General features: G+C 36.1%; 21 protein-coding genes. 12 read left to right on the forward strand and 9 right to left on the reverse strand.

All coding sequences use genetic code 11. The annotated features are described in order from the left end of the window. Positions 1-234: 234 nt before the first annotated feature. Entirely contained in the window at positions 235-1,497 is a 1,263-nt protein-coding gene (locus IRZ80_RS11695; RefSeq protein ID WP_194641747.1) for a mechanosensitive ion channel family protein, read from the forward strand. A gap of 89 nt (positions 1,498-1,586) precedes the next feature. Here IRZ80_RS11695 and IRZ80_RS11700 read toward each other — a convergent pair whose 3' ends face one another. Then, positions 1,587-1,976 carry an acyl-CoA thioesterase gene (locus tag IRZ80_RS11700; protein ID WP_194641748.1) on the reverse strand — a complete coding sequence of 130 codons (390 nt, stop codon included), beginning with the start codon at positions 1,974-1,976 and terminating at the stop codon, positions 1,587-1,589. Between the two features lie 70 nt (positions 1,977-2,046). On the opposite strand from IRZ80_RS11700, the gene IRZ80_RS11705 reads away from it, so the two are divergent. The 11 genes from IRZ80_RS11705 to IRZ80_RS11755 all read left to right on the forward strand — a co-directional run bounded on the left by IRZ80_RS11705 (position 2,047) and on the right by IRZ80_RS11755 (position 13,136). Continuing rightward, a complete protein-coding gene (locus IRZ80_RS11705) occupies positions 2,047-2,445 on the forward strand; it encodes a glyoxalase (protein ID WP_194641749.1) in 399 nt (132 codons plus the stop codon). Positions 2,446-2,923: 478 nt separating this feature from the next. Beyond that, entirely contained in the window at positions 2,924-3,481 is a 558-nt protein-coding gene (locus IRZ80_RS11710) for a gluconate 2-dehydrogenase subunit 3 family protein (protein WP_194641750.1), read from the forward strand. Between the two features lie 47 nt (positions 3,482-3,528). Beyond that, the gene (locus IRZ80_RS11715; protein ID WP_194641751.1) at positions 3,529-5,232 is read left to right on the forward strand and encodes a GMC oxidoreductase; all 1,704 of its coding nucleotides are present in this window, start codon (positions 3,529-3,531) and stop codon (positions 5,230-5,232) included. A 19-nt stretch (positions 5,233-5,251) separates the two neighbouring features. Next, positions 5,252-6,406: a Gfo/Idh/MocA family protein gene (locus IRZ80_RS11720; protein WP_228520889.1), complete on the forward strand. Its 1,155-nt coding sequence runs from the start codon at positions 5,252-5,254 to the stop codon at positions 6,404-6,406. A 10-nt stretch (positions 6,407-6,416) separates the two neighbouring features. Then, the gene (locus IRZ80_RS11725) at positions 6,417-7,469 is read left to right on the forward strand and encodes a sugar phosphate isomerase/epimerase family protein (RefSeq protein ID WP_194641752.1); all 1,053 of its coding nucleotides are present in this window, start codon (positions 6,417-6,419) and stop codon (positions 7,467-7,469) included. A 19-nt stretch (positions 7,470-7,488) separates the two neighbouring features. Beyond that, complete coding sequence (locus tag IRZ80_RS11730) at positions 7,489-7,851, forward strand: c-type cytochrome (RefSeq protein WP_194641753.1); 363 nt, start codon at positions 7,489-7,491, stop codon at positions 7,849-7,851. A 17-nt stretch (positions 7,852-7,868) separates the two neighbouring features. After that, positions 7,869-9,332, forward strand: a complete 1,464-nt coding sequence (locus IRZ80_RS11735) for a Gfo/Idh/MocA family protein (protein ID WP_194641754.1) — start codon at positions 7,869-7,871, stop codon at positions 9,330-9,332. A gap of 27 nt (positions 9,333-9,359) precedes the next feature. Continuing rightward, the gene (locus IRZ80_RS11740; protein WP_194641755.1) at positions 9,360-10,070 is read left to right on the forward strand and encodes a DUF1080 domain-containing protein; all 711 of its coding nucleotides are present in this window, start codon (positions 9,360-9,362) and stop codon (positions 10,068-10,070) included. 36 nt (positions 10,071-10,106) lie between these two features. Then, positions 10,107-11,336, forward strand: coding sequence for a nucleoside permease (locus tag IRZ80_RS11745; RefSeq protein WP_194641756.1), 1,230 nt, complete (start codon positions 10,107-10,109; stop codon positions 11,334-11,336). A gap of 20 nt (positions 11,337-11,356) precedes the next feature. Further along, positions 11,357-12,247: a hydroxypyruvate isomerase family protein gene (locus tag IRZ80_RS11750; protein WP_194641757.1), complete on the forward strand. Its 891-nt coding sequence runs from the start codon at positions 11,357-11,359 to the stop codon at positions 12,245-12,247. Positions 12,248-12,263: 16 nt separating this feature from the next. Then, complete coding sequence (locus IRZ80_RS11755; protein WP_194641758.1) at positions 12,264-13,136, forward strand: sugar phosphate isomerase/epimerase family protein; 873 nt, start codon at positions 12,264-12,266, stop codon at positions 13,134-13,136. A 134-nt stretch (positions 13,137-13,270) separates the two neighbouring features. Here the strand turns inward: IRZ80_RS11755 and IRZ80_RS11760 are convergent, their stop codons facing one another. The 8 genes from IRZ80_RS11760 to hisC form a co-directional block, all read right to left on the reverse strand. Further along, positions 13,271-14,923 (reverse strand): M1 family metallopeptidase, encoded by a 1,653-nt coding sequence (locus IRZ80_RS11760; RefSeq protein WP_194641759.1) that lies wholly within the window; start codon positions 14,921-14,923, stop codon positions 13,271-13,273. A gap of 274 nt (positions 14,924-15,197) precedes the next feature. After that, complete coding sequence (gene hisIE, locus IRZ80_RS11765; RefSeq protein WP_194641760.1) at positions 15,198-15,794, reverse strand: bifunctional phosphoribosyl-AMP cyclohydrolase/phosphoribosyl-ATP diphosphatase HisIE; 597 nt, start codon at positions 15,792-15,794, stop codon at positions 15,198-15,200. A gap of 29 nt (positions 15,795-15,823) precedes the next feature. Then, a complete protein-coding gene (gene hisF / locus IRZ80_RS11770) occupies positions 15,824-16,579 on the reverse strand; it encodes an imidazole glycerol phosphate synthase subunit HisF (RefSeq protein ID WP_194641761.1) in 756 nt (251 codons plus the stop codon). Between the two features lie 94 nt (positions 16,580-16,673). Further along, positions 16,674-17,396, reverse strand: coding sequence for a 1-(5-phosphoribosyl)-5-[(5-phosphoribosylamino)methylideneamino]imidazole-4-carboxamide isomerase (gene hisA, locus IRZ80_RS11775; RefSeq protein ID WP_194641762.1), 723 nt, complete (start codon positions 17,394-17,396; stop codon positions 16,674-16,676). Positions 17,397-17,473: 77 nt separating this feature from the next. Beyond that, positions 17,474-18,055, reverse strand: coding sequence for an imidazole glycerol phosphate synthase subunit HisH (hisH, locus tag IRZ80_RS11780; RefSeq protein ID WP_194641763.1), 582 nt, complete (start codon positions 18,053-18,055; stop codon positions 17,474-17,476). 5 nt (positions 18,056-18,060) lie between these two features. Then, the gene (locus IRZ80_RS11785) at positions 18,061-18,408 is read right to left on the reverse strand and encodes a nuclear transport factor 2 family protein (RefSeq protein ID WP_194641764.1); all 348 of its coding nucleotides are present in this window, start codon (positions 18,406-18,408) and stop codon (positions 18,061-18,063) included. 11 nt (positions 18,409-18,419) lie between these two features. Further along, positions 18,420-19,556: a bifunctional histidinol-phosphatase/imidazoleglycerol-phosphate dehydratase HisB gene (hisB, locus tag IRZ80_RS11790; RefSeq protein ID WP_194641765.1), complete on the reverse strand. Its 1,137-nt coding sequence runs from the start codon at positions 19,554-19,556 to the stop codon at positions 18,420-18,422. A 55-nt stretch (positions 19,557-19,611) separates the two neighbouring features. Next, entirely contained in the window at positions 19,612-20,652 is a 1,041-nt protein-coding gene (gene hisC / locus IRZ80_RS11795; RefSeq protein WP_194641766.1) for a histidinol-phosphate transaminase, read from the reverse strand. Positions 20,653-20,703 lie beyond the last annotated feature (51 nt).

A 20,703-nucleotide genomic window follows, 5' to 3' on the forward strand; every position in this document is an offset into this window, starting at 1 on the left:
TTAAGGTTGCTTTCAATTACACAAAATATTCGAAACTATAAAATTTGTAAAATTTGGTTTCAATTTTGATAAGAATTAGTGCTAATTGGTGAAATTAGTGTTTATCTTTTTTTAATGCGAATGCCGTGGCTAAAACATGTTGTCTAAATTATGAAGATGTACCACAGTGTATCTCTTGGGTTAAATCTAATTCTTTATCAGCTTTGCGGTTAATTTCATTTAATAAGTATCAAAATGGATAAACTGGTACATTTTATTTTTAGTTTTCTCTACCCTATTTTCAGACATTGGGGCATGGGCAGGTCTTTGTCGACTTATACGAGTTTGGTACTCAATACCATTTTGCTCTGTTTTTTGGCTTATGCCTTGTACGTGATTTCCCGTTTTATACTGGTGACCCTTATGGCAGTTGTTGCCCAAAGAACCAAAAGCAGGTTTGACGATTTGCTGGTAAGTAATAAAACTGCAAAATACATCTCGTATTTGGTTCCGCTGTTTTTTGTATTCAAATCGGTTCCGGTGATTTTGGATAAGTTCGAATATTGGGAAGATATTTTCGGCAAGGCTGTTGCCACTTACATCGTTTTGCTGATTTTATGGATTATCCGTACCATTTTTAATTCACTTCGTGATTATTTAAAATTAATTCCGAGATATAGTGACAAACCCATCGATAGTTTCATTCAGGTTATTATGATTATACTGTGGATGCTGGGAATCACATTGATCATTTCAAAATTGTTTGATATTGACCAAAAGGAAATGCTGACTATCCTGGGAGCTGTTTCGGCAGTAATTATCTTAATTTTCAGAGATACTATTTTGGGTTTTGTTGCGAGTGTTCAGGTAGCTATAAACGATATGGTGCGCATTGGCGACTGGATTACGATGGATCGTTATGGCGCTGACGGCGATGTGATAGAAATTAATCTGGCCACGGTAAAAGTCCGAAATTTTGACAATACTACAACCACTATTCCAACGTACAGCCTGAGTTCGGATTCTTTCCAGAACTGGCGCGGAATGCTAAATTCTAACGGAAGAAGGATTAAAAGACATATAATAATAAAAACAAGCAGCATCCGGTTTCTGGAGGATAATGAGCTTAACGATTTGAAGAAAATCAGTCTCCTGCGTGCTTATATTGATACCCGAAAAACAGAAATTGATAATTATAATCTTGGCAATAAGATCGATAAAAGCTTGGCCATAAATGGCAGAAATCTAACTAATTTGGGATTGTTCCGAAAATATATAATTCAGTATCTGCAGCAGTATCCGGGCTTAAATCGTGATATGACGATGGTCTGCCGACAGCTGCAGTCTACTCCTTACGGTGTTCCTCTTGAAGTTTATACTTTTTCAAAAGACAAGCGTTTTGAGAATTACGAGTATATCATGGCCGATATATTTGACCACATTATTGCTTCTGTTCCTTATTTTGGTCTGGAAATTTTTTCAATGTCTTCTGATGATTCTAAGATTCCGAGCAGCTAAGTTTTTTAAGTGTCTAAGATTCTAAGTGTCTAAGATTCCAAGATTCCAAGTGTCTTTGGTACTTAGAATCTTAGTGTCTTAGAATCTTCTTAAAAACCTAATCTGTCTTTTACAAATTCAATTTCGGTTTTTCCATGTGCTTTGGGTTTTCCGTCTTCTCCTAAGTTTACCATAACGGTTTCGTCAATGGTAATAATGGTTTCTCTGGTCATCATATTTCGTGCTTCGCATTTTAACACTAACGAAGTATGGCCAAATTTTACCACATCGATCCCGATTTCAACGATATCACCTTGTCTAGCAGAGCTTCTAAAATTGATTTCCGACATGTGTTTTGTAACAATTCTGGGGTTTTCTAATTGTATAATAGAATATAGAGCCAGTTCTTCGTCCAGCCAAGCTAATAATTTACCTCCAAATAAAGAGCCATTTGGGTTTAAGTCTTCAGGTTTTACCCATTTTCTAGTATGAAATCGCATAAATTTTTATTTAATAATGCTAAAATAAGACATTGCTAACAGTAATTTTTATATTTTTAAAGAAAAAAAGATGGATCAGAGAGATAAATTAATCAAGGAACTTCGCGGAGAATCATTGGGAGAATCAAATATTGAGTCGTCTTCGGAAGAGCTGTTTCAAAATGAGGTTATTAGACCGATTTTAAAATTGCAGAACGATTTGTTTATTGCTTCTTTTCTAAATTATATCAGTAAATACAAAAGGGATTTTTACGCAAAATCGGTTGAAAGTAAATTGGCTGTCATCGAAAACGCCATTCAAAAAGACATCAAATTCCGAAATGCTTTGAAAGGAATGGTTATTGCCCTATTTACAACTGATGAGTATGCACTTTATATTCAAAATTCCTCTAGTCTCAACAAAAGAATGATGAACTTATTGATTGAAAGATTAAAAAGCCAGGTGCAGCTGTTTGATCAGGGAAATTAACTTCTTTATTTTTTTATGATTATCCTTAACTAATACTAAACTGTTCGAATTAGCAACAGATTAAAAAGGTTACGCAGAATTTTTTAAAAAATAGTAAAGAAATCTGTGAGAATCGGTGTAATCAGCGGCGAAAAAATACATGGCATTATTTGCGGACAGTCATATTTTCTTTTTTATATCCGATTGCACATTTCTTGGCTTAAATTTAAATATTTAACAAGAATTTTATTCATTAATAATTTCTTTTATTCTATTTTTAGTTGAAATAGATTGTCAAAACTTTGCATTTTTTTTTCAACTCATTACAGATTGCTATTTGTTTTTTTAAATAACACTAAAGCGTTTATTAAATGTGAAACATTATTTTTGTTATTAATTAACATTAAAAAGATTAATATATCTGTTTTTTGCCTATTATTGTAGTTAATTGATAATTGCATTATTTGTAAATAAAGTGTAATATTTTAAATAAAAATAAATGGAAAGACGTGAAGCTCTAAAAAAAATAGCATTTTTAATGGGAGGAGCAGTTTCTGCTACAACTATCGGGGTATTATTTGAAAGTTTTACTGTTTTACCTGAAAACAGCTCCCATCTTTATTCTGTATCTGATGAGGAAATTCTAGCTGAATTTTCGGAAATCATTTTGCCCTCTACTGCAAAATCCCCAGGCGCAAAAGCTGCGGGTGTTGGCACATTGATTCCATTAATTATAAAAGATTGTTACCCGGCAAATCTGCAGGCTGTTTTTAAAAAAGGTTTTGATGAGATGTTAGTTCTGTCTAAGACTAAATTTAATAAAGAATTTTTAAGCCTGAATGACGAAGAAAAAAAACAGCTTATGAATGAATTAAAACAGCAGTCAATTGATAATAATCACGAGCCTTCTTTCTTTTTGATTGCCAGAGATTTGACAATATTAGGTTATTTTTCTTCAGAGATTGGCTGTACAATGGCTAGAGAATATCTGCCAATTCCAGGTAAATATGATGGAAATGCAGATTACATTCCTGGACAGAAAGCATGGGCAACATAAGTGTCTGACCGTTTTAATTATTTTTATTAATTGATAAAAAGAGACAAGTGAATATCAATACCGATTTTAAAAAGCAAAATACCTATGACGCAATTGTCATAGGATCTGGAATAAGCGGCGGATGGGCAGCCAAGGAATTAACCGAAAAAGGATTAAAAGTACTATTGCTGGAGCGTGGAGAAAACATTGAGCATATAAAAGATTATGATTCGGCGATGAAAGCTCCTTGGGAAATAGCTTATTGCGGCAAATTAACCGAAGAGCAAAAGAGGACGCATCCTGTACAGACCAGAGATTATCCATACCAGCAGGCAAACGAAAAATGGTGGGTGAATGACTTAGAATGCCCGTATACCGAAGATAAACGTTTTGACTGGTACAGAGGCTTCCATGTTGGTGGAAAATCCTTGATGTGGGGACGCCAGAGTTATCGTTTCAGTGATCATAATTTTGAAGATAATCTTAAAGACGGCCACGGAAATGACTGGCCAATCCGTTATAAAGATATTGCACCCTGGTATGATTATGTTGAAAAATTTGCAGGTATCAGCGGTCAGACTGAAAGCTGGCCTTTACTACCTGATGGACAATTTTTACCCCCAATGGATATGAACTGTGTTGAAAAATCAGTGAAAGAACGCATCGAAAAGCATTATAACAAATCCAGAATAATGACTATTGGCCGTACAGCAAATCTGACTGTACCGCATTTAGGAAGAGGCAGCTGTCAATATAGAAATTTATGCAGCAGAGGATGTCCTTTTGGAGCTTATTTCAGTACGCAATCCTCAACTCTGCCGGCAGCCATGGCTACTAAAAAATTAACCGTCCGCCCCTACTCGATTGTCAATCATATAATTTATGATAAAGAAACAAAGAAAGCCAAAGGTGTTATGGTTATTGATGCACAGACAAATGAAAGCATGGAATTTTATGCCAAAATTGTTTTTGTAAACGGATCAACGCTAGGTTCCACTTTTGTTTTATTAAATTCAACTTCAGAAGCACATCCGAATGGTTTGGGTAATGGCAGCGGACAGCTTGGGCACAATTTAATGGATCATCATTTTAGATGCGGTGCCGAAGGAACTGTTGAAGGTTTCGAGGACAAATATACTTATGGACGAAGAGCCAACGGTATTTATATTCCAAGGTATCAGAATTTTAAAGATGACAAGAGAGATTATTTACGAGGATTTGGATATCAGGGTGCAGCAAGCAGAGGAAACTGGCATAAAGAAGTTGCCGAATTAGATTTTGGAGGAGATTTCAAAGAAATTTTATCACGACCGGCAGAATCATGGACAATGGGACTTGGCGGTTTTGGAGAAATGCTTCCTTATTTCGAAAATAAAGTGTACATCGATCATTCTAAAAAAGACAAATGGGGACAGCCTGTATTGGCAATTGACTGTGAATACAAGGAAAATGAAGCCAAAATGCGTGAGGATATGATGTATGACGCGGCCGAAATGCTGGAAGCGGCTGGTGTCAAGAATGTAAAAGCGTATGATAATGGCTGTTATCCGGGAATGACAATTCATGAAATGGGGACAGCCCGTATGGGGAACGATCCAAAAGAATCAGTATTGAACAAATGGAACCAGATGCATGAAGTGAGCAATGTATTTGTAACTGATGGTTCCTGCATGCCATCAAGTGCCTGCCAAAATCCTTCACTGACCTATATGGCCTTAACTGCTAGAGCTGTTGATTACGCTGTAAAAGAATTAAAGAAAAAAAATATCTAGATACAAGGATTATTCAATTATGAGAAAATTAAAAATGGGAATGATCGGCGGTGGCAAAAATGCTTTTATTGGAGCAGTTCACCGAATTTCGGCAAACATGGATGGATTAATCGAACTGCATTGTGGTGCTTTTAGTTCTAATCCTGATGTATCCCTTGAGTCTGGTAAAGAATTAGGTTTATCTCCGGATAAATGTTACGAATCCTATGCCAAAATGATTGAGACAGAGGCAAAATTACCTCAAAATGAGAGAATGGATTTTGTTTCGATAGTTACTCCAAATCATGCCCACTTTGCTCCTGCTATGTTAGCATTAGAAAATGGTTTTCATGTGGTATTGGACAAGCCGATGACTTTGACTTTGGCGGAAGCCAGATTATTGGAACAAAAAGTTAATGAAACTGGGCTTTATTTGTGTTTAACACATACTTATGCCGGTTATCCGATGGTAAAACAGGCAAAGAATATGGTTGCTGAAAATCATTTTGGAAATATTCGGAAAATAATGGTTGAATATCCGCAGGGCTGGCTGAGTACTGACTTTGAAAATGGCGGCAACAAACAGGCCGCTTGGAGAACTGATCCTTCCAAAAGCGGAATCAGCGGCTGTATGGGAGATATTGGAACTCACGCTGCACATTTGGCAGAATATATTTCAGGATTAAGAATCACACAAATCTGTGCGGACATTAATACTGTTGTTGATAATAGAAGACTCGATGATGATGGAAATGTACTGCTTAAATTTGATAATGGTGCCAACGGAATTCTGGTAGCCAGCCAAATTGCTGCCGGTGAAGAAAACAGCTTAAAAATTAAAGTCTATGGCGAAAAAGGAGGATTAGAATGGCATCAGATGGAACCAAATACTTTAGTTGTAAAATGGCTGGATGCTCCTGCTCAATTGTATCGCACTGGAAACGGGTATTTAGCTCCAATAGCAGCTTTTAATTCTAGAATCCCAAGCGGACATCCCGAAGGATATCTGGAGGCTTTTGCTAATTTATACAAAAATTTTGCTCTGACTTTGCAGTCAAAATTAGAAGGTAAAGAACCAACAGCAAATATGCTTGATTTTCCAACGGTAGAAGATGGTGTTAGAGGAATGGCTTTTATAGAAAATGTAATTGCTTCGGGTAAATCATCTCAAAAATGGACTGAATTTAAATTTTAAAGTATCACAAATGACCACAATACAAGGACCTGCGGTTTTTTTAGCACAATTTATATCTGATGAAGCCCCCTTTAATTCTTTGGAGGGAATTTGCCAATGGGCTGCCAATCTGGGTTTTAAAGGAATACAGATTCCAACTCTGGATTCTCGATTTATTGATCTGCAAAAAGCTGCTGAAAGCAAGACTTATGCTGATGAGCTAACTGGAATTGTTGGTTCATACGGCTTAAAAATATCTGAACTCTCTACTCATTTACAAGGTCAGCTGGTTGCTGTTCATCCTGCGTATGATGATTTTTTTGATGGATTTGCACCGCAGGCTTTGCGCGGAAATCCAAAAGCAAGACAAGAATGGGCAGTTCGGCAATTACATTATGCTGCAAAAGCTTCACAAAATTTAGGACTTAATGCACACGCTACTTTCAGTGGTTCGTTATTGTGGCAGTATTTTCATCCTTGGCCACAGCGTCCCCCAGGTTTAATTGAAGAGGGATTCAAAGAATTAGCAAATCGCTGGTTACCTATCCTTAATAAATTTGATAAAAACGGTGTAGATGTCTGCTATGAAATCCATCCGGGAGAAGATTTATTTGATGGCGAAACTTACGAAATGTTTCTCAAAGCGGTAAACAATCATCAGCGTGCCTGCCTGCTTTATGATCCTTCACATTTTGTGCTGCAGCAGTTAGATTATATTCAGTACATCGATTTTTATCATGAACGGATCAAAGCTTTCCATGTTAAAGATGCCGAATTTAATCCAACAGGAAAACAAGGCACTTTTGGCGGTTATCAAAGCTGGGTAAACCGCGCAGGCCGTTATCGCTCGCCTGGCGATGGTCAGATTGATTTTAAAACCATTTTCAGCAAATTAGCACAATATGATTATAAAGGCTGGGCAGTTATGGAATGGGAATGCTGTTTAAAAAATCAGGAAGACGGAGCCCGAGAGGGAGCCGAATTTATAAAAAAGCATATCATTAAAGTTACCGATAAAGCTTTTGATGATTTTGCCTCGGTAGAAACAAATACACAGCTTAACAGAAAAAATTTAGGTCTTTAAAAAACATAAACAGTAAATAATGAAAATTAAAATTTTAGCAGCAATACTAATGCTGGGCGCTTTGAGCTCTTTCTCTAAATACGAATCAATTCCAACGGGATATAGTGATACTGAAGAAGTCCAGCCTTCTGAAGGAGAGCTAATAATTAAAAAGTTAGATTGTGCAACTTGTCATAAAATAGACAAAAAGGTAATTGGTCCTTCTTATTTGGATATCGCCAAAAAATACCCAATGAATGACAAAAGTATCAGCTATTTATCAGATAAGATTATCAAAGGAGGTTCTGGAGTCTGGGGGGCTGTACCTATGGCTTCACATGGCACATTAAAGAAAGAGGATGCAAAAAAAATTGCAAAATACATTCTGTCATTGAACAAATAAAATTGTAAAATCTATTTATGGATCAAGATTTTAATCAAAAAAAAGAGCCAGAATCTGCTCTTCGCAGAGATTTTCTTAAAAAAGGTGTACTGGCAACAGCAGGATTAATGATTATTCCCAGACACGTTATGGGAAGGGGTTTTGTAGCTCCCAGTGATAAATTAGTAATTGCCAGTATTGGTGTTGGCGGAAAAGGCAAATCAGATATTTCTTCTTTTGAAAGAAGCGGTATCGCTAATATTGCTTATTTGTGTGATGTCGATACAAGAAGAGCTGCTGATAGTGTAAAAGCTTTTCCGAATGCTAAATTTTATAAAGACTGGCGGGAAATGCTGGATAAAGAACATAAAAATTTTGATGCAGTTTCAGTTTCTACTCCAGATCATAATCATGCTATTCAAGCTTTTTCGGCTATGCAGTTAGGCAAGCACGTGTATGTGCAAAAGCCAATGGCGCATGATATTTACGAAGCTCATATGATGACTCAGGCTGCTACTCGTTATAAAGTAGTTACGCAGATGGGAAATCAGGGATCTTCGAATGATGGCACACGAATTCTAAAAGAATGGTATGATGCTGATTTAATCGGCGATGTACATACTGTTTATGCATGGACAGACAGGCCTGTATGGCCCCAAGGAGTTCCCTGGCCAACATCTAAAACCGAAATACCTAAAGAATTAGACTGGGATTTATGGCTGGGAACCGCTCCTTATAAAAATTATGTAAATAAGTTAGTACCATTCAACTGGCGCGGCTGGTGGGATTATGGAACTGGTGCGTTGGGTGATATGGGCTGTCATTTGATGGAAGCACCATTTTCTGTATTGAATCTAAAATATGCAAAAGATGTGCAGTGCAGTGTTGGTTCAGTTTATGTTGATGAGTTCAGGAGAGGATATTTTCCAGAAAGCTGTCCGCCTTCGAGTCATGTAACATTAACGTTTCCAAAAACTAATAAAACAAAAGGCGATATTAAATTGCACTGGATGGACGGCGGTATTCAGCCGGATCGCCCTGAAGAATTAGGTGCAAACGAAATCTTTGGAGATGGCGGCAATGGCACATTATTCATTGGAACAAAGGGAAAAATGATTTGTGATACTTATAGTGAAAATCCAAGATTATTGCCTTTAAGCCGTAATGAAAACTTAAAAATTGCTCAAAAATACCCTCGTGTAAAAGATGGAGCCAATGGGCATCAAAAACAGTGGATAGAGGGCTGTATTGCTGGATATGGTAAGAAAGAGCTCAGTTCTCCTTTTGAAATTGCGGGTCCATTAACAGAAGCCTTATTAATGGCAAATCTTGCAGTAAGAGGTTATGATCTGCACAAAGAATATTTGGGAGAAGATGTATATCCAGGACGTTCAGTTAAAATGCTTTGGGATAACAATGCTAAGAAAGTAACCAATGTTGATGATGTAAATCAATTTGTAAAACGCAATTATAGAGAAGGCTGGAAAAACCTAAGTTTTTAAAAAATATTAAAATTAAAGATTATAACCATGAAAAAGATTATTACAGCAGTATTAGTATTCACTTTATTCCAAAACCTTCAGGCGCAAAAAGGATTTAAACCCATTTTTGACGGAAAAACGACAACAGGCTGGCATACTTATGGCAAAACTTCTGTTAGCGGCGGATGGAAGGTTGAAGACGGTGTTTTGCATTTTGATCCAGAAGCTGCAAAAAATGGTCAGGGAGGAGATTTAGTAACTGATGCCGAATATGAAAATTTTCATTTAAAATTGGACTGGAAAGTTGCTCCTAAAGCGAATAGCGGTATTATATTTTATGTAAATGAAAATGCACAGAAATATAAAAACACTTATGAGACGGGTTTAGAAATGCAGGTTTTGGACAATGACGGTCATCCTGATGGTAAAATTACTAAGCACCGAGCAGGAGATCTGTATGATTTAATTCAAAGCAAATCAGAACCAGTAAAACCTGTTGGAGAATGGAATACAGCTGAAGTTGTCTGCAAAAACGGTAAACTGACTTTTGTTTTAAACGGAGTTATTGTTATTGAGACGACACTTTGGGATGATAATTTTAAAGTATTGGTTGCAGGAAGCAAATTTGCCAGCTGGCCAGGTTTTGGAACTTTCAAAAAAGGAAAAATTGCTTTGCAGGATCATGGTAATAATGTATGGTACCGCAACATTATTATTAAGGAATGGAATACAATGGAAACTACAACAGGCTGTAAATAATAGATTCGAAACATTTTTTATAAATCAACCCACTTTATGAATACAACTATCCGCATTAAATTATCTGTAATGATGTTTCTCGAATTTTTTATCTGGGGGGCTTGGTTTGTCACTCTTGGTACATTTTTAGGAAACAATTTAAAGGCATCTGGTTCAGAAACGGCGGCTATTTTTTCTACCCAATCGTGGGGAGCCATCATCGCGCCTTTCATTATTGGTTTGATTGCAGACCGTTATTTTAATGCTGAGAAAATTTTGGGTATTTTGCATTTAGCAGGTGCATTTTTAATGTATCAAATGTACCAATCTGCAGACATAGGTATGTTTTATATTTATGTATTGAGTTATATGATTTTGTATATGCCGACATTAGCTTTGGTAAATTCAGTGGCATTCAATCAGATGAAAGATGCGGAGAAGGAATTTGCAAATATTAGAGTCTGGGGTACGATAGGCTGGATTTTGGCAGGATTATCCATTAGTTTCCTGTTTCATTGGGATGCTGCAGAAGCTGTTTCAAATGGATTGCTAAAAAACACATTTCTTTTAGCAGGAACTGCTGCTTTGGTTTTAGGCTTATTAAGTTTTAATCTGCCAAAAACGCCTCCAAAAGTTAATGAAGGGAATATTAAAATAGGAGATATTATTGGTCTTGATGCTTTAAAACTTTTGAAGGATAAAAATTTCTTTATATTTTTTATTTCATCAATTTTAATTTGTATCCCATTAGCTTTTTATTATCAGAATGCACATCCTTTTCTGACTGCTGCCGGAGTTGAAAATCCGACAGGAAAAATGGCTGTTGGTCAAATATCCGAAGCACTTTTTTTATTATTAATTCCTGTGTTTTTTGCCCGTTTTGGATTTAAAAAAACAATTTTGGTGGGAATGCTTGCTTGGGCAGTCCGTTATATTTTATTTGCTTATGGCAATGGCAGTGATTTGAGTTTTATGCTCATAATAGGAATTGCTCTGCACGGAATATGCTATGATTTTTTCTTTGTTTCAGGGCAGATTTATACTAATTCAAAAGCAGGCGAAAAATATAAAAGTGCCGCTCAAGGGCTGATTACGTTAGCTACTTATGGCATTGGAATGTTAATTGGGTTTGCAGTTGCAGGCTGGATTACGGATAATTATAAAACAGCTGAAGGAGCGGTCGATTGGCAGATGGTTTGGATAATTCCTGCGGGAATCGCTTTTGCTGTATTTTTGATTTTTGCTCTTTTATTTCAAGATAAAAATAAATTGGCTGATGAAATTTAAGCAATTTAAAAATAACGATTATGAGTGCGACAGATAGAAGAACTGCTATAAAAGGTATTCTTGCCGGAACTTTGACATTAGGAGTTCCAGCAGATTTATTAGCTTTGGCTGAAACTAAAGAAGAACTTAAATCAAATCCGAATATGCTGAAAGGAAAAATTAACCATTCTGTAGCCCGCTGGTGCTTTAAAGATTTTGATATAGAAACGCTTTGTGTGGAAGCAAAAAAGATTGGAATCACAGGAATTGATTTAGTAGGCCCGCAAGATTGGCCAATATTGAAAAAACACAATCTTACTTCTACAATGTGTAATGGTGCCGAATTAAATCTTGTGGATGGTTTTAATGATCCAAAATTTCATGAACAGCTGATTAAAAATTATACGGAAATGATTCCGTTCGTTGCCGAAGCAGGCTACATAAATCTGATTTGTTTTAGTGGAAACAGAAGAGGGAAAACAGATGAAGAAGGCTGGAATAATTGCGTGCTTGGACTGCAAAAATTAATACCATTGGCTGAAAAGTATCAGGTTACCTTGGTTATGGAATTACTAAATAGTAAAATTAACCATAAAGATTATCAATGCGACAAAACCTATTGGGGTGTCGAATTGGTGAAACGAATCAATTCTAAAAATTTCAAACTGCTTTATGATATTTACCATATGCAGATAGATGAAGGAGATGTCATTCGGACCATACAGGAAAACCATCAGCACATTGCTCATTACCACACAGGAGGAGTTCCGGGACGCAATGAAATTGATGAAACCCAAGAGCTTAATTACAGCGCCATCATGAAAGCTATTGCTCAAACTGGTTTTACGGGATTTGTGGGGCAAGAGTTTATCCCAAAACAAGAAGATAAAATTGCCTCTTTGAAAAAAGCAATAGCAATTTGTGATATTTAATTTAATAAAGTAAAAAATGATAAAGAGAAGAGATTTTATAATTAACAGTGGTTTGGCATTAGGCGCATTGGCAATTGCTCCTTCCCTTGCCTTTACTTCAAAACAAAAAAATATCGGTATTCAATTGTATACTTTGAGGGCAGCATTTTCTAACGATGTGAAAGGAGTTTTAGAACATGTGGCTAAGTCAGGTTATAAAGAAGTGGAAACCTATGGCTACTCCAGTGATAAAGGTTTTTTTGGCACTTCAGCGAAAGATTTCAAAAAAATACTTGCCGATAATGGTCTAAAAGCACCTAGCGGACATTATGATTTTAATTCTTTTATAAAAGACAATAACGCTGATTTTCTGAAAGCTTCTATTGAATGCGCTAATCAATTAGGAAGTGAATACATAACCGTTCCTTATTTAGATGAAAAATTAAGAAGTGATCTAGATGGTTTTAAACGAATTGCGCAAAAAGTAAATGAAGCAGCCGTTTTATGTAAACAATCCGGACTAAAATTAGCTTATCACAATCATGATTTTGAATTTAAAAAGTTTGGAAATCAAACAGGTTATGATATTTTACTGCAGGAAACGGATAAAAAGTTAGTTGATTTTGAATTGGATATATATTGGGCGGTCCGTTCAGGAAATGATCCTTTGCAGATGTTTAAAGCTAATCCCGGCCGATTTACAATGTGGCATGTAAAAGATATGGATAAGTCCAAAGCAGAATGGAATACCGAAATTGGAGAAGGAAGTATCAACTTCAAAACCATTTTTACTGAAGCTAAACTCTCAGGAATGCAGCACTTTTTTGTAGAGCAGGAAACCAATTATTCTCCAAACCCAGCTGATTCGATTAAAACAAGTTTTGAATATGTTTCCAAACATTTACTATAATTATTTTAATAGGTTCTTACTTAAAGACTGACTTCTGCTGCAATTTTGAAAGAAATTGAATAGCTATAAGTTTATAAAAAATAAAATACCAGCAATCCGCTGGTATTTTTGTTTTTTGAAGAATGTAAAATGATTTAATTCACATTTTTAGAGAGCACATAAAAATCTTTATTTACCTCGACTTTTTCAATTTTAGAATCATTGTTAAATTCACTCCAGTCTGCTTTTGGTTTTAAAGTGATTTCTTTTCCATTAAGAGAAACTTTTACAGGCATTTCAAAACCGGCAACAATATTTGTCCAGCGGTATTTCAAGGTATTGTCCTGAACAGTATATTCTAATGTCGGAATTCGAACATCTCGCAGATATTGGTTAAAAAATGGATTTAAATCCAAGCCGGACTGCTGGCTTAGGTAATCTTCAATCTGTTTGGTCGTTACCGTTTGATGGTAAAAAGTACTGTTCAGGCCTCTCAGGATATTTCTCCATTTTGCATCATCATTAACCAGCTGGCGCAGTATATTGAGCATATTACCGCCTTTGTAGTACATATCGCCGGAACCCTCACTGTTTACATCATAATGACCAATGATCGGGATATCATTTTGAATGTTTTTTCGGGTACCGCGGACATATTCAAGGCCTGCTTCTTTTCCATAGTAATATTCCAGAAAAAGACTTTCGGAATAATTAGTGAAACTCTCATGGATCCACATATCGGCGATATCTTTGTAGGTAATGTTATTGGCAAACCATTCATGTCCGGATTCATGAACAATGATAAAATCAAATTTTAATCCCCAGCCTGTTCCGCTCAAATCGCGTCCGAGATAACCGTTTTGGTATCCGTTTCCGTAGGTAACACAGCTTTGGTGCTCCATACCTAAATAAGGAGTTTCAACCAGTTTGTAGCTGTCTTCATAAAAAGGATACGGTCCAAACCAGTGTTCAAAAGCTTTCAGCATTCTAGAAACATCTTTGAATTGTTCTTTGGCTTTGGCCAGATTATCTTTCAAAACATAATAAGTACAGTCCAGATCTCCTTTTTCTCCTTTGTATTTTTCTGAAAAAGTAACGTAATCACCGATATTGATATTTACACCATAGTTGTTAATTGGATTTTTTACAGCCCAGGTATAGGTTTTAGTTCCGTCTTTTAATGTTTTTACATTTTGAAGACGGCCATTGGAAACATCAGTTAAATTTCCAGGAACGTTCACGCTGATTTTTATTCCTTCTGCTTCATCATACATGTGGTCTTTGTTCGGCCACCAGACACTAGCGCCTAATCCTTGGCAGGAAGACGCAATAAAATTATTTCCGTTTTTATCTTTTTTCCAGGTAATACCCCCATCCCAAGGCGGATTTACTGCTATTTTTGGTTTCCCTTGATAAAATATCGTTATTTCTTTTAGTTCTCCTTTATTTTGGGCTGAAACCAATGAAATATAAAATACATTTCCATCTCGTTTGTATTTCAAAGCCCCTCCGTCTTGGGTAACCTTCGTGATTTTCATAGGCTCCTGCAGGTCTATCTGCATTGTTTTATATGGCTGCAAAACTTTATACTGAATGGTATTAGACCCTGTAATTGTGCTGTCTGCTGGATTTACTTTTATTGTAAGGTCATAATGTTTTAGATCCCACCACGATCTTTCTTTAGTAATACTGCCCCTAAGAGAATCCTGTCGGCTAAAATGGGTCTCGGATTTACTAAGAAGTCCCTGTGCCTGAATTCCACTGGAAATTAAGAATACAATTAATAACGTTTTTAGGTGTTTCTTCATGGATTTATAAATTTTGTATCAAAATTACATACTTTTTTTGAGTTTTTCATAAATAAAAAAGAAATTGTATAGGCTACGAATTATACCAATTTCATCGATTTTCTTTCTCTTTAAAAACTAAAAAAATAACCGCAAGGTTCACAAAGAAAAGCTATGAACGCAACACTTTGCGGACTTTGCGATTTTCCTTCGCGAACCTTGCGGTTAAATTGGTACTTAGTATAGGGATAGATTAAAAAAATCTGTTTCATCCCCGTAATTCGTGGTCTAAAACTTACTTCTGACGCCCTTTCAAAACATTCACAACATCATTCAATTGATATCCTTTTGCCTGTAGCAAAATAAGGTAGTGAAAAAGTAAATCAGCACTTTCGCTTAAGAACAGATCATCATTATCATCTTTTGCCTCAATAACTACTTCGACTGCTTCCTCACCTACTTTCTGTGCAATTTTGTTAATTCCTTTTTCAAATAAAGAAGCCACATAACTTTTTTCAGAATCAGCATTTTCTCTTCTGGTTTTGATTGTATTTTCCAAATGTGAAATGAATCCATATTCCTGCGCATTAGGCTCTTGCCAGCAGGTGTCAGCTCCCGTGTGGCAAGTTGGTCCCACTGGTTTTGCCTGAATCAAAAGCGTATCGCCGTCACAATCATTTTTAATATCTACAAGTTCCAAGAAGTTACCGCTTTCCTCACCTTTTGTCCAAAGTCTTTGTTTGGAACGGCTGAAGAAAGTTACTTTTTGAGTTTCAATTGTTTTTTGAAGTGATTCTTCATTCATATACCCCAGCATCAAAACATTTTTTGTTTCCGAATCCTGAATAATTGCCGGAATTAATCCGTGTGCGCTTTTGATATCTATGTTCATATTTTTGGTCTAAAGTCTTAAAGATAAAACTATATTCTAACTTCTATATTATTGTTTTTTAATTCTTTTTTCAGGGTTTTGATTTCAATTTCTTTGAAATGAAATACACTCGCTGCCAATGCTGCGTCTGCTTTTCCATTGATAAAGGTATCTGTGAAATGCTGCATATTTCCAGCACCTCCAGAAGCGATTATTGGAATATTTACCAATTGCGATAATTTTGCCAAAGCTTCATTGGCAAAGCCGTTTTTGGTTCCGTCGTGATCCATCGAAGTGAAAAGGATTTCTCCCGCCCCTCTTTGTTCTACTTCTTTTGCCCAGTCAAACAATTTTATTTCCGTCGGAACTTTTCCTCCTACCAAATGTACAATCCATTCACCTTCAATTTGCTTAGCATCAATTGCAACTACTACACATTGGCTTCCGAATTTTTGTGCCAAATCATTAATCAACTGTGGGTTTTTCACCGCCGATGAATTGATAGAAACCTTGTCAGCTCCATTCTGAAGCAAAACTTCAACGTCACTCACTGCTGAAATTCCGCCGCCTACAGTAAACGGGATGTTAATTGTTGCCGCCACTTTCCGAACCAAATCAACTAGAGTTCTTCTTCTTTCTTCTGTTGCCGAAATATCCAGAAAAACCAATTCGTCAGCTCCTTCATCCGAATAGATTTTTGCCAATTCCACAGGATCACCTGCATCCCGCAAATCTACGAAATTAACGCCTTTTACGGTTCTTCCGTTTTTAATGTCCAGACAGGGTATTATTCTTTTTGTTAACATTTTTATTATTGTTACGGTAGAGACGTTGCACTGCAACGTCTAAACTATTCGGTGTTTTTATTTTGATTGGGTTAGACGTAGCACTGCAACGTCTCTACGATATGATATAATTTTCCAATTGTTTCAACGAAATTCTGCCTTCGTAAATGGCTTTTCCGATGATGGTTCCTTCACAACCCAATTCGGCCAGTTTAGGTAATTCATCAAAAGTAGAAATTCCACCAGAGGCGATTAATTTTACACCTTTCGCCTGATCTAAAATTTTGGCATACAAATCAAAACTTGGTCCTTCGAGCATCCCGTCTTTGGCAATATCGGTACAAATTACGTATTGAATCCCTTTTAACTGATAATTTTGTATAAACGGAACCAAATCTTCGTTTGAATCTTCCAGCCAACCGGAAACCGCTACTTTTTCATTAGTGGCATCGGCTCCTAGAATGATTTTGTCCGAACCATATTCTGCAATCCATTTTTCGAAAATTGGTCTGTTTTTTACGGCAATACTTCCGCCTGTGATTTGGTTCGCACCACTTTCAAAAGCGATTTTCAGATCAGAATCGGCTTTTAAACCTCCGCCAAAATCAATTTTCAATTTGGTTTGCGTGGCGATTTGTTCCAATATTTTATAATTGACAATCTTGCTTGATTTTGCCCCATCCAAATCTACCAAATGCAAATATTCTATTCCGTGCGCTTCGAATGATTTTGCTACTTCCAGCGGATTTTCGTTATATATGATTTTGGTATTGTAATCGCCTTTGGATAAGCGAACACATTTTCCTTCGATGATGTCTATTGCGGGTATTATTCTCATTTAATTTTTGATTGTAGATTAACGATTTTTGATTTCAGATTGCTATTGAAATTGATTTTTGAAATTGTCATTACCTTTTATAGCTTCAGAAAATTTCCAAGGATTTGCTCGCCAACATCACCGCTTTTTTCAGGGTGAAATTGCGTTCCGTAGAAATTGTTATTTTCCAGAGCCGAAGAATACTCAACGTCATAATCAGTGGTTGCAATGGTTTCTTTGCAAATAGGCGCATAAAAACTATGAACCAAATACATATATTCCTTTTCGGCCACATCTTTGAATAAATCCGATTTTAGGTTGTAAATGATATTCCAACCCATTTGAGGCACTTTTACTTTTGGCGAAAATTTAATAACATCTACATCAAAGATTCCCAAACCTTCTGTGTTTCCTTCTTCAGAACGGTTACACATCAACTGCATTCCTAAACAAATTCCCAAAACGGGTTGTTGTAGTGTCGGAATCAAAGTGTCTAATCCACTTTTTTTGAGCATCATCATAGCATAACTCGCCTCTCCCACTCCAGGGAAAATCACTTTGTCTGCCTTTTTTATTTCCTCAGGATCATTACTCAAAACGGCTTTGAATCCCAATCTCTCGATGGCAAACATAATGCTTTGGATATTTCCTGCTCCGTAATTTATGATTACTATTTTCATTTTTCTTAATTAGTATAATGCGCTATCATTTTATTTACCAATCCTTTATCATTGAAAAACATAACTTCAATTGCCATTTTTCCCATAATAGATTTGTAATATAAAGCGACTGAATTGACGCCAGATGTAACTTCAATCAGCTCAAAATGTAAATCAGGAAATTTAGTTAAAGCCTTATTCCAATAATCTTTAACCAAGGCTTTTCCAACAAGAGAACCGCTTTCAATTCCTCCAGCCAATTTTATCATTGGAGTAGTAATTTCGATATCCTCTGAATAATGATTTAAAATATCATCCAAATCGTGAGAATTCCAGGATTCAATCCATTCTGAAGCAAATTTTTGAGCATCCATAATTGGTAATATTAAAGCATTCCTTTTGTTGAAGGCAAAATCATTTTCTCGGTATCACGTTTTACGGCTACTTTTATCGCTTTCGCAAAAGCTTTAAAAATAGCTTCGATTTTGTGATGTTCGTTCGTACCCTCTGCTTTGATGTTGATATTGGCTTTGGCTCCGTCAGAAAAAGATTTAAAGAAATGATAGAACATTTCCGTTGGCATTTTACCTACCATTTCGCGTTTGAATTCGGTTTCCCAAACTAGCCAGTTTCTACCACCAAAATCAATTGCTACTTGAGATAAGCAGTCGTCCATTGGTAAACAGAAGCCATAACGTTCAATTCCTAATTTGTTTCCTAAAGCTTTCGCAAAAACTTCTCCCAAAGCAATTGCCGTGTCTTCGATCGTATGGTGTTCATCAACTTCAAGGTCGCCTTTTACCAAAATCTCCAAGTCCATTTGTCCGTGGCGTGCAATTTGGTCAAGCATGTGGTCAAAAAAGGCAATTCCCGTTTCGATTTTGCTTTTTCCTGTTCCGTCCAAGTTCAGGTTGATGTAAATATCTGTCTCGTTTGTTTTTCTTGAAATCGACGCCGAACGCGCTTCTAGTTTTAAAAACTCGTAAATCACTTTCCAATCGGTAGAATGCAAGACAATGATTTCGTCTAATTCTTCTTTTTTGCTTGAGATTTCAGCGATTCCCAAATCATCTTCCGATTTTAAGAAAATAGCTTTTGCGCCTAGGTTTTTAGCCAATTCCACATCGGTAATGCGATCGCCTAAAACAAATGAGTTAGCCAAATCGTATTCAGGATTATCAATGTATTTTTTCAACATTCCCGTTCTTGGTTTACGTGTTGGTGCATTGTCTTCAGGAAAAGAACGATCTATAAAAATATCATCAAAAAGGACTCCTTCGTTTTCAAAAGCTCTCAAAATGAAATTTTGTGTTGGCCAAAAAGTATCTTCCGGAAAACTATCAGTTCCCAAACCATCCTGATTGGTCACCATAACCAGTTCGTAATCCATTTCTTTGGCGATTTTTGCCAAATACTGAAATGCTTTTGGGTAAAATTCCAGTTTTTCTAAACTGTCTAATTGATATCCTTCCGGTTCCAATACAATCGTTCCATCACGATCTATAAAAAGTACTTTCTTCATAAGTTATTTTATTCTAGACCTAACAGGTTTCTAAAACCTGTTAGGTCTTAGTTGATTAATTTTGTAATGCTTCAATTAATTTTTTATTTTCTTCTTCAGTTCCAATAGTCAAACGCAAGGTATTTTCACACAGTGGCTGAGTCGTTCTATTGCGAATCACAATTCCTTTGGCAATTAACTCATCGTAACGTTTGTTGGCATCATCCACTTTTATTAGGATAAAATTAGCCTCTGTCGGATAGATTTTATCCACGAAAGATACTTTGTTTAAAACTGAAAGTAATTCGGTTCTTTGTGCTATAATTGAGGTTATTTCACTTGCAATTTTCACTTCATCACTTAAACGTTCCAAAGCACGAAGCTGTGTCAATTCGTTTACATTATAAGGCGGTTTGATTTTGTTTAAAACCGAAATTACTTCTGTAGAAGCATAGCAAACTCCTAAACGGATTCCTGCCAGACCATAAGCTTTAGATAAAGTCTGTGTAATAATTAAATTTGGATATTGATCTAATTTTTTCAACCAGCCTTCTTTATCTGAAAAATCAATATAAGCTTCGTCAATAACGACAAATCCATTGAAACTTTCCAATAATGTTCTAACACTTTCCTCTGAAAAAGAATTCCCAGTAGGATTATTTGGCGAACACAAAAAGATGATTTTAGAATTAGTATCAACTGCTTCTAAAATTTTCTCCACTTGTGGCTGAAAATCATTCGAAAGCAATACTTCTCTGTTTTCAACGGCATTGATGTTGGCCAATACACCGTACATACCGTAAGTTGGAGGTAACGAAATTACGTTGTCAACTTTTGGCTCACAGAAAGCTCTGAATAATAAGTCCAAAACCTCATCGCTTCCGTTTCCTAGCAGAATTTGTTTTGGGTTTACATTCTTCATTTTTCCCAAAACCACTTTTACATTGCCTTGCTGTGGGTCTGGATAGCGGTTTACGCCGTTTTGATATGGATTTTCATTGGCATCCAAAAAAATCATATCAGCTGTATCGAAATCTTCAAACTCATCACGAGCCGAAGAATAAGGCTTTAATTTCTTGACGTTTTCACGTACTATAGTGTTTATATCGAAAGTCATTTTTTATTTTTTTTGAGAAAAGAAAAAAGATGCAAGAAGAAAGACTTTGTG

The organism is Flavobacterium sp. HJJ (assembly GCF_015351475.1).
Taxonomy (GTDB): domain Bacteria; phylum Bacteroidota; class Bacteroidia; order Flavobacteriales; family Flavobacteriaceae; genus Flavobacterium; species Flavobacterium marginilacus.

Excerpts from the sequence above, each read along its gene's own strand:
- IRZ80_RS11785 (WP_194641764.1), bottom strand. The coding sequence starts at position 18,408 with ATGGATGCTCAAAAATTTGCTTCAGAATGGATTGAATCCTGGAATTCT.
- IRZ80_RS11745 (WP_194641756.1), top strand. The coding sequence starts at position 10,107 with ATGAATACAACTATCCGCATTAAATTATCTGTAATGATGTTTCTCGAA.
- hisF (WP_194641761.1), bottom strand. The coding sequence starts at position 16,579 with ATGTTAACAAAAAGAATAATACCCTGTCTGGACATTAAAAACGGAAGA.
- hisIE (WP_194641760.1), bottom strand. The coding sequence starts at position 15,794 with ATGAACATAGATATCAAAAGCGCACACGGATTAATTCCGGCAATTATT.
- hisC (WP_194641766.1), bottom strand. The coding sequence starts at position 20,652 with ATGACTTTCGATATAAACACTATAGTACGTGAAAACGTCAAGAAATTA.
- hisB (WP_194641765.1), bottom strand. The coding sequence starts at position 19,556 with ATGAAGAAAGTACTTTTTATAGATCGTGATGGAACGATTGTATTGGAA.
- IRZ80_RS11730 (WP_194641753.1), top strand. The coding sequence starts at position 7,489 with ATGAAAATTAAAATTTTAGCAGCAATACTAATGCTGGGCGCTTTGAGC.
- hisH (WP_194641763.1), bottom strand. The coding sequence starts at position 18,055 with ATGAAAATAGTAATCATAAATTACGGAGCAGGAAATATCCAAAGCATT.
- IRZ80_RS11750 (WP_194641757.1), top strand. The coding sequence starts at position 11,357 with ATGAGTGCGACAGATAGAAGAACTGCTATAAAAGGTATTCTTGCCGGA.
- IRZ80_RS11700 (WP_194641748.1), bottom strand. The coding sequence starts at position 1,976 with ATGCGATTTCATACTAGAAAATGGGTAAAACCTGAAGACTTAAACCCA.
- IRZ80_RS11695 (WP_194641747.1), top strand. The coding sequence starts at position 235 with ATGGATAAACTGGTACATTTTATTTTTAGTTTTCTCTACCCTATTTTC.
- IRZ80_RS11740 (WP_194641755.1), top strand. The coding sequence starts at position 9,360 with ATGAAAAAGATTATTACAGCAGTATTAGTATTCACTTTATTCCAAAAC.
- IRZ80_RS11755 (WP_194641758.1), top strand. The coding sequence starts at position 12,264 with ATGATAAAGAGAAGAGATTTTATAATTAACAGTGGTTTGGCATTAGGC.
- IRZ80_RS11720 (WP_228520889.1), top strand. The coding sequence starts at position 5,252 with ATGAGAAAATTAAAAATGGGAATGATCGGCGGTGGCAAAAATGCTTTT.
- IRZ80_RS11710 (WP_194641750.1), top strand. The coding sequence starts at position 2,924 with ATGGAAAGACGTGAAGCTCTAAAAAAAATAGCATTTTTAATGGGAGGA.
- hisA (WP_194641762.1), bottom strand. The coding sequence starts at position 17,396 with ATGAGAATAATACCCGCAATAGACATCATCGAAGGAAAATGTGTTCGC.
- IRZ80_RS11705 (WP_194641749.1), top strand. The coding sequence starts at position 2,047 with ATGGATCAGAGAGATAAATTAATCAAGGAACTTCGCGGAGAATCATTG.
- IRZ80_RS11725 (WP_194641752.1), top strand. The coding sequence starts at position 6,417 with ATGACCACAATACAAGGACCTGCGGTTTTTTTAGCACAATTTATATCT.
- IRZ80_RS11760 (WP_194641759.1), bottom strand. The coding sequence starts at position 14,923 with ATGAAGAAACACCTAAAAACGTTATTAATTGTATTCTTAATTTCCAGT.
- IRZ80_RS11735 (WP_194641754.1), top strand. The coding sequence starts at position 7,869 with ATGGATCAAGATTTTAATCAAAAAAAAGAGCCAGAATCTGCTCTTCGC.